The organism is Salinicola sp. (assembly GCF_982684285.1).
In genome coordinates, this window is the sequence record NZ_CEXLVS010000039.1 from 1 (window position 1) to 8,379 (window position 8,379).

Sequence of the window (8,379 nt, forward strand, 5' to 3'; positions counted from 1 at the left end):
CGCAGCGTCCGCGGCCGGGGGATCGCTCGCGGCGCGACGACGATCGCTACCTGCTGCTCGAGGCGCTGCTCTCCGCCCGCGAACGGTTGACGCTGTCGTGGGTCGGCTTCGACCAGCGCGACAACACGCCGCGACCGCCCTCGGTGCTGATCGGCGAGTTGCTCGATACCCTCGAGCAGGGTTGGCGTCCGGCCGACCATCCGGGCGATGGCCCGACGCTGGACGATGAGGCGGCGCTGGCCGCACGGCTGATCGAGGCCCACCCGCTGCAGCCGTTTTCGCGACGCTACTTCCAGGCCGACGATCCACGCTACACCTTCGATGCCAGCTGGGCGCCGTTGCACGACGCCCGCTACGATGCCGAGCGGGACACCGGGCATGAGGTCACCGAGCCGGCCCCGCCCCCGCCGCCGGACGAAGCGCTGGCGCTGGCCGACCTGCAGCGGCTGCTGCGCCGCCCCTGGAGCGTTTACCTCGGCCGCCTGGGGGTGCGTTTCCAGGAGGCCGAAGTTCCCGACGAGGATAGCGAGCCTTTCGTCCTCGATGCGCTCGAGGACCACACCGTCAAGCGCGAACTGCTGGACGCCGGGCGCCGCGGCGAGCCGCTGGCGCAGATGGCGGATCGGCTGCGTCTGGCGGGGCGCCTGCCGGCTGCCGGTTTCGGCCTGGCCACCATCGAGCCGACGCTGAAACGCCTGGAGACGCAACTGGGAACCTGGCGGCGATTGACCGCGACCGCCAGCGAAAGGGAACCGCTGCTGCTGCGTTTCGAGACAGCGACTGCCAACGGCGCGCCGCCGCTGGCGCTGGAGGGACGTGTCGACGGGCTGTTCGTGGATGAGCAGGGAGGCTGGCGGCTGATGACGCTGGAAACCAGCCATTTCGGCCATTTCAAGCCCGAGGGCGACGGCCCGTGGAAGAAGCTCGGCAAGCCGCATCGACTCCATGCCGGCTATCTGCGCTGGCTGCTGCTCAATGGAGCTGGCGAGGCGTCGTGTCACTGGACGGCGATCTTCGAGGATCGCTGTCTCGATTTCCCGCCGCTGGAACGGCTCGAGGCGAGGCGACGGCTGGCGGCATGGCTGGCAAGCTGGTGGCGGGCCTGGTGCAAGCCGCTGCCGGCGTCGGGGGAGCTGGCTCGAACGCTGTGGGGCCAGTGTCGCGCCGAGACGCTGCAAGCCCTGGCAGCGGGAGAGCCCCTCGAACCGGCGCTGCACGAGCGCCTCGCCGCGGACTACGAGGCCGGCAACTACCAGATCGCGGCGCTGGTCCAGCGGGAGGGCGGCCTGGGCCAGCTCTGGCGTGACTTCGCGGCGTTCGAGGCGGCCGGTGGCGTGGCCGCGAGCGTCCGCCACTACCAGCCGCTGCTGGAGGCGATGCGCCAGGCGTCGCAGCGCATTCATCTCCCGAGGGGCGACTCATGACCGACAGCCGCGACCGTGCCGATGCCGCGATGGACGAGGGGGTCGTCCCGCTGGTGCTCGACGGCCTGCCGTTGACCGGACGGCATCTGATCGAGGCCAGTGCCGGCACCGGCAAGACCTTCACCCTGGCGGCACTCTACGTTCGCCTGGTGCTGGGGCCGCTACCCGGGCGCGAGACGGTGGATTTTCCGCGTCCGTTGACGCCGCCGGAGATTCTGGTGGTGACCTTCACCGAGGCCGCCACCGCCGAGCTTCGCGGGCGTATCCGCGCGCGTCTCAAGCAGGCGCGTGACTGGCTGCTGGCCCGCCCCGGGGAGCGCGCCGACCCGGTGCTGGCGACCCTGCTGGCACCGCTGGTGGCTGCCGGAGAGACCGCGTGCCGCGGCGGGGCCAAGCGGCTGGACCAGGCCGCGCGACTGATGGACGAGGCGGCGATCTTCACCATTCACGGCTTCTGCCAGCGGATGCTGACCCGCCACGCCTTCGACGCCGGGGCGCGGTTCTCCGCCGAACTGCTGCAGGACGGACAGACGCTGCTGGCCCGGACGGTGGAGGATTACTGGCGGTGCGAATTCTATCCGCTCGACGAGCGCTGGCAGCGTCAGATCCGCTCGCGCTGGAGCGGGCCGGAGGCTCTGACCACCGCGTTGCGGCCGTTGCTGAAGGATGGCGAGCCACAGCCGCTGTGGGTGGATGGCGTGGCGGTGACTGCGCCCACACCGCTGGCGGCGCTGCTCGGTGGTTTCGAGCGTGAAATGGAGAAACGCCAGGAGATCGAGTCCGCCCTGCACGCGCGCTGGGATGGAGAGGCGATCCGCCGGACGCTGCAGGCGGCGTTCGACGCCGACGCGCTGAAGAAGAACAGCTACAAGGCAGAAGAGCTCGAAACCCGTCTCGCCGCCTTCCAGAGCTGGCTCGAGCAGGGCAGTTTCGACAAGGCGGAGGATGTCACCGACAGCAGCGGCCGTTTCTGGCTCAGCCAGGAGAAGCTGGCGGGCGCGACGAAGAAGAATGCGGCGGTGCCCGAGCATCCGTTCTTCGGCTGGCTGGATCGGCTCGCCGAGGCCGGCACACCGTTCGATGCCATCGCCACCCAGGTGCTGGTGCACGCCCGCGACCGGATCGCGAAAGCGTTCGCGGAGGAGAAGCGGCGCCGCGGGCTGTGGGAGTTCTCGGATCTGCTCAACGATCTCGATGCCGCCCTGGCGCCGAGCCGGAACGGCGGCGATGCCGCGCTGCGGCTGGCGGCGCGTATCCGCCAGGAACTGCCGGTGGCGCTGATCGACGAGTTCCAGGATACCGATCCGGTCCAGTACCGGATCTTCTCGCAGGTCTATCGGGCCCCGGAGAGCGACCCCACCGCCACCGCGCTGCTGATGATCGGCGATCCCAAGCAGGCGATCTACGCCTTTCGCGGTGCCGACATCCACACCTATCTGCGTGCGCGCCGGGCAACGCCGAGCCGCTTCACGCTGATGCGCAACTTCCGCTCGACACAGGCCATGGTCGAGGCCACCAACGCGCTGTTCCAGCGTCACCCGCAACCGTTCGGCAGCGACGAGATACCGTTCGTGGCGATCGGCTTCCAGCCCAAGTCGACACGGCTGGTCGATCAAGACGGTGGGCCGGTGTCCGCGCTGGGAGTGTGGTGGCCGGACACCGAGCGCTACAGCCAGGGCGATTACCAGGCGGCGATGGCATCGGCCACCCGCGCCGAGGTCCAGCGGCTGCTGGAGGGCGAGTGGCGCTTCGCCGGCGACACCGGTGAGCGCGCGGTGCAGCCGGCCGATATCGCCATCCTGGTACGCAACGGGCCGGAAGCGCTCAAGGTGCGTCGGGCACTCGCCGACGGCGGGATCCGTAGCGTCTATCTCAGCGAGAAGTCGAGCGTGTTCGACACGCCGCAGGCGTTCGAGCTGCTGCAGCTGTTGGAGGCGGTGGCCCAGCCGCGCCAGGATGCTCGGCTCAAGGCGGCGCTGGCGACCCAGTTGCTCAACGACTCGCCGCGGACCCTGGAAGCGCTGCTGGCCGACGAGTTGGCGTGGGAGCGCGAGGTGGAGCGCTTCGGCGACTACCACCGCCAGTGGCAACGGCGCGGCGTACTGCCCATGTTGCGCAAGGTGATGCGGGATTTCCGCGTCGCCGAACGGCTGGCCCAGCGCGTCGACGGCGAGCGGGCGCTGACCGATCTGCTCCATCTCGGTGAACTGGCCCAGAACGCCCAGCAGCGGCTCGACGGCGAACAGGCGCTGCTGCGCTGGTGGCACCGGGCGCTGCAGGAGGGCGTCGCGACGTTGGACAGCCAGGCGCTCAGCCAGCGTCTCGAGAGCGACGAGGATCTGGTCCGGGTGGTCACCGTGCACAAGTCCAAGGGACTCGAGTATCCCATCGTGTTGCTGCCGTTCGTCTGCTCGCATCGGCCGGCGGAGCCGGATCGCCGGACCGGACTGCTGGCGGTGAGGCCTCCCGGCGACGAAGGCAGCGTGCTGGTGGCCTCGCCCGACGACGATCACCAGCGCGAGGCCGATCTGGCGCGACTCGACGAGGATGTCCGTCTGCTCTACGTCGCGCGGACCCGTGCCGCCTACGCTTGTCGACTGGGTGTCGCCCATGTCGGTCGCGGTCGGGGCCAGGGCGGCTGCCTGCACGAGACCGCGCTGGGACGACTGCTGGGCAGCGAGAAGGCGGACGATGGCGCGGCGCTGCTGGATCGGCTGCGACAGGGCCAGCGCGACGGCTGGCTGGCGATCGAGCCGCTGCCCGAAGCGCCGGATCACCGGCTGCGAACGGCAGTGACTGCGCCGCAAACCAAACCGGCGCGGGTCTTCGGCGGCGAGATCGACGATGACTGGTGGATCGCCTCCTACACCTCGCTGGTTGCGGACGCCCGTCGCACGGTGGGCGAGGACGACGAGGCGTGGGACGCCACCGGCGATGGCGGCGGCGAGGATGCCATCGCGGCCAGCGAGGACCTGCCGGCGACGCTGGACATCGAGGTCAGTCGCGAGCGAGATCCGGTGCCGCGGCCCAGTATCCGCTCGCTGTTCGATTTTCCACGGGGGCCGAGGCCGGGGACCTTCCTGCACGGTTTGTTGGAAACACTCGACTTCGATCGCCTGGACGAATCCGGCTACGACGTGGCGCTGCGCCGGGAGATCGACCGCCGCCTGGCGACCAGCGGGTTCGATGCCGAATGGGCGCCGCTACTGCAGGCGCTGCTGCTCGAGGGGCTGCGCTCGCCACTGATGCGCGTCGACGGCCACCCGGTGCGCCTCGATCGCCTCGGGTCGTGGCGCCCCGAGCTCGAATTCTGGCTGCCGGCATCGGCGGCCTGGAGCGAGCCGCTGGACCGTCTCGTCTCACGGCTCGAGACGCTGCCCGGCCGACGCCCCCGGCTGGCGCCGCGCAAGCTCAACGGCATGCTCAAGGGCTATATCGATCTGGTCTTCGAATCGGGGGGGCGCTGGTACGTGCTCGACTGGAAATCCAATCACCTGGGCGATACGCCGGCCGACTACCAGGGCGAGCGTCTGGCCGCGGCGATGGTGGATCACCGCTACGACCTGCAGTACGTGCTCTACGTGCTGGCGCTGCACCGCCTGCTCGCGTCGCGGCTGGAGGATTACGATTACGACCGGCACATGGGCGGCGCCTGTTATGTCTTCCTGCGGGGGCTTTCCGAGGCGCCGCTGTCCATGGCGCCCGAAGACGCGCCTGAGTCTGCCAAGGCGCCCGAAGACACGCCTGAGTCTGCCAAGGCGCCCAAAGACGCGCCTGAGTCTGCCAAGGCGCCCAAAGCCGCGCCTGAGTCTGCCAAGGCGCCCAAAGCCGCACCTGAGTCTGCCAAGGCGCCCGAAGACGCGCCTGAGTTTGCCAAGGCGCCCGAAGACGCGCCTGAGTCTGCCATGGTGGCCCAGGACGCGTTCGAGTCTGGCATGGCGTCCGAAGTCGCCCCCGGGGTGTTCCACCGGCGCCCGTCGCGGGCGTTGATCGAGGCGCTGGATGCGTGGCTCGAGGGTGACGCCGGGCCGGCGGGCGCGTTGCTGCGACATCCCACAGAGATCCCGACATGAGTCGCCGACCGTCGACAACGCAGTCGAATCGGGGTGCGAGCCCCGGCTCGCAGGGCGCGGACCAGTTCTCGCTGGCCCTGGATGGCGACGACGCCCCCACGTCGCCGACTGCGGCCGAGGCCGGTGCGCTCAGCCGTGACACCCTGCTGGCGGCGCTGTCGCTGTGGGTGGCGCTGGGCTGGCTGCGCCAGCTCGACCGCCACTTCGCGCTCTTTCTGCTCGAGCGCGATCCCGCTGCCGATCCGCTGGTCGGTCTTGCCGCGGCGCTGGTCAGCCACCAGGTGGGCCGGGGCCATGTCTGCCTGTCGCTCTCCCGGGTGCTGGACGCCCCGCGCTCCGCGCTGTCGCTGCCTCCCCTGGAGAACGAGGGCGAGAGCGAGTCGGCGGGGGCGGTGGTGCTGCCGGAATCCCTGCTCGACCCGGTCACGCCGGCGCGATGGTTCGCCGCGCTGATCGGGTCCACCACCGTTGCCGAGGCGACGGCAGCCGAGGGGCTCGCCACACCGCTGGTCGTGGACGGCGACCGGGTCTACCTGCGCCGGTACTGGCAGGCCGAGAGCGGGGTGGCGGCACGACTGCGCCAGCGTCTGGGGCCGCCACTGGCGGTTGACGAGGGGCTGTCCACGCGACTGCAGGCTCTGTTCGCCGGCAATCGGCGCGAGCAGGGCGAACCTGACTGGCAGCGGGTGGCGTGCGCCCTGGCGCTGCGGCAGCGGCTGACGATCATCTCCGGCGGGCCGGGGACCGGCAAGACCACCACCGTGACTCGCCTGCTGGCGTTGCTGCAGGAGCAGTCGCTGTCGGGCGAGAGCGAGCCGCTGCGGATACGGCTGGCCGCGCCCACGGGCAAGGCGGCCGCCAGGCTATCGGAGTCGATCGCGGGAGCGGTCGGCCGGCTGGAGGTCTCCGACGCCGTGCGCGCCGCCATACCCCAGGAGGCGCAGACGCTCCACCGGCTGCTGGGGGCGCGCCCGGCCACGCGCCATTTCCGTCACCATGCCGGGGCGCCGCTGAGCCTCGCCCTGCTGGTGGTGGACGAGGCCTCGATGGTCGATCTCGAGATGATGGCGGCGCTGCTCGATGCCATGCCGGCGGAGGCGCGCCTGATCCTGCTCGGCGACAAGGATCAACTGGCCTCGGTGGAGGCGGGCTCGGTGCTGGGCGATCTGTGTGCGGGGGCCGGCGACGCCGGATACTCCGAGGCGACTCGCGACTATCTTCAGTCGATTGCCGGCGAACCGTTGCCCGTTGCCGCTGAGACCAATCCGCTGGCCGATCACGTGGCGATGCTGCGCCGGAGTTTCCGCTTCCGGGCGGACAGCGGCATCGGGGCTCTCGCCAGGGCCGCCAACGCCGGCGACGGCCGCGACTTCACGCGGCTGTTGAAATCGGGTTTCCAGGACGTGGAGACGCTGGACATCGACGCGGCGGCATTCGAGCGGGCCGTGGTGACAGGCTATCGGCCGCTGTTCGAGGCGCTGCTTGGCGGGGCGGACGTGGCATCGATTCTCGCGCTGCAGGCCCGCTTCCAGGTGCTGTGCGCCCTGCGACGCGGGCCGTGGGGCGTCGAGGGGCTGAACGATCGCATCGCCCGGGCGCTGTGGCAGCAGGGCTGGATCTCGCGCACCGATGGCTGGTTCGCCGGCCGCCCGGTGATGGTGACCCACAACGATCCCCAACTGGGGCTCTACAACGGCGACCTGGGGCTGACCCTGGCCGACGACGCCGGCCGGCTGCGGGTCTGTTTCCCGCAGGGCGACGGCACCCGCCAGGTACTGCCGTCGCGGCTCGATGCCGCGGCAACGGCATTCGCGATGACCGTGCACAAATCCCAGGGATCGGAGTTCGATCACGTCCTGTTCGCACTGCCGGCGCGGGCCAATCCCATCGTCACCCGGGAGCTGATCTACACTGGCATCACCCGAGCCCGCTCGCGGCTGACATTGGCGCTGGCACAGGGCGGCAACGACGAGCGGACGTTACGCGAGGCCATCGCCCGGCAGGTGGTCAGGGACAGCGCGATCGCGGAGCGGCTGCTGGGTCTGCCAGGATCATCTGCGCCAAGGGATTCGTCAGGGAGTGAAACATGAGTGTCCACGAGTGGCAGGAACTGACCACGACGGAAATGGCCGGACTGGTCGACGCGGGGACGGTGGCCGTGCTGCCGCTGGCGGCGATCGAGCAGCACGGCGCGCATCTGCCGCTTTCCACCGATCTGGACATCGGACTGGGCCTGCTCGAGGTGGCAGCGGCAAGACTCCCACCGGACCGGAACGTGATCCTGCTGCCGCCGCTGGCGCTGGGCTCGAGTCTGGAACACGCCGATTTCACGGGGACGTTGAGCCTGCTGCCGGAAACGGCGATCGCGGTCATCGAGGCGCTGGGCGAGGCGGTGAGCCGCGCCGGTATTCGGCGTCTGGTGCTGTTCAACAGCCACGGCGGCAACAAGGCGGTCATCGACCTGGCCGCGCTCAAGCTGCGGGCGAGGCACGCCATGCTGGTGGTCAAGGCCAACTACTTTCGCTTCACGCCGCCGGCGCAGACGCTGCCCGCCGAGGAACTGCGCCATGGCCTGCACGGGGGCGCGCTGGAAACGTCGATGATGCTGCATCTCGCCCCGGACAAGGTTCGGGTCGCCCGGCTGGCCGATGCGGTCTCCGAGGGGCGAGTCCGCGAGCAGGCCGGATCGACCCTGGGCCCGGAGGGGGATGCCGGCTACGCCTGGATGGCGCAGGATCTGCACGCCAGTGGGGTGACCGGCAACGCGACCCTGGCCGACGCCGAGACCGTGCGCGCCGGCCTCGAGCAGCGCGTCAAGACGCTCACCCACCAGCTCGAGGAGCGATCCGATCGCCTCGCCGAGCTCGAGATGGTGCTGCTGG

At 70.4% G+C, this 8,379-nt stretch carries 3 protein-coding genes and 1 pseudogene; all 4 read left to right on the top strand.

What is annotated here, in order from left to right:
- Positions 1-1,424: pseudogene (locus AC3AYF_RS05385) on the top strand (hypothetical protein); the annotation flags it as partial.
- Entirely contained in the window at positions 1,421-5,497 is a 4,077-nt protein-coding gene (gene recB / locus AC3AYF_RS05390) for an exodeoxyribonuclease V subunit beta (RefSeq protein WP_487779485.1), read from the top strand. The pseudogene AC3AYF_RS05385 and the gene recB, both read left to right, overlap by 4 nt.
- Complete coding sequence (recD, locus tag AC3AYF_RS05395) at positions 5,494-7,587, top strand: exodeoxyribonuclease V subunit alpha (RefSeq protein ID WP_487779486.1); 2,094 nt, start codon at positions 5,494-5,496, stop codon at positions 7,585-7,587. Before recB ends, recD begins: the two co-directional genes overlap by 4 nt.
- On the top strand, positions 7,584-8,379 hold a 796-nt coding region (locus AC3AYF_RS05400), incomplete at its 3' end, for a creatininase family protein (RefSeq protein ID WP_295038867.1). The genes recD and AC3AYF_RS05400, both read left to right, overlap by 4 nt.

Bases quoted from the DNA above. Each gene is read 5' to 3' on its own strand.
- recB (WP_487779485.1), top strand. From the start codon at position 1,421: ATGACCGACAGCCGCGACCGTGCCGATGCCGCGATGGACGAGGGGGTC.
- recD (WP_487779486.1), top strand. From the start codon at position 5,494: ATGAGTCGCCGACCGTCGACAACGCAGTCGAATCGGGGTGCGAGCCCC.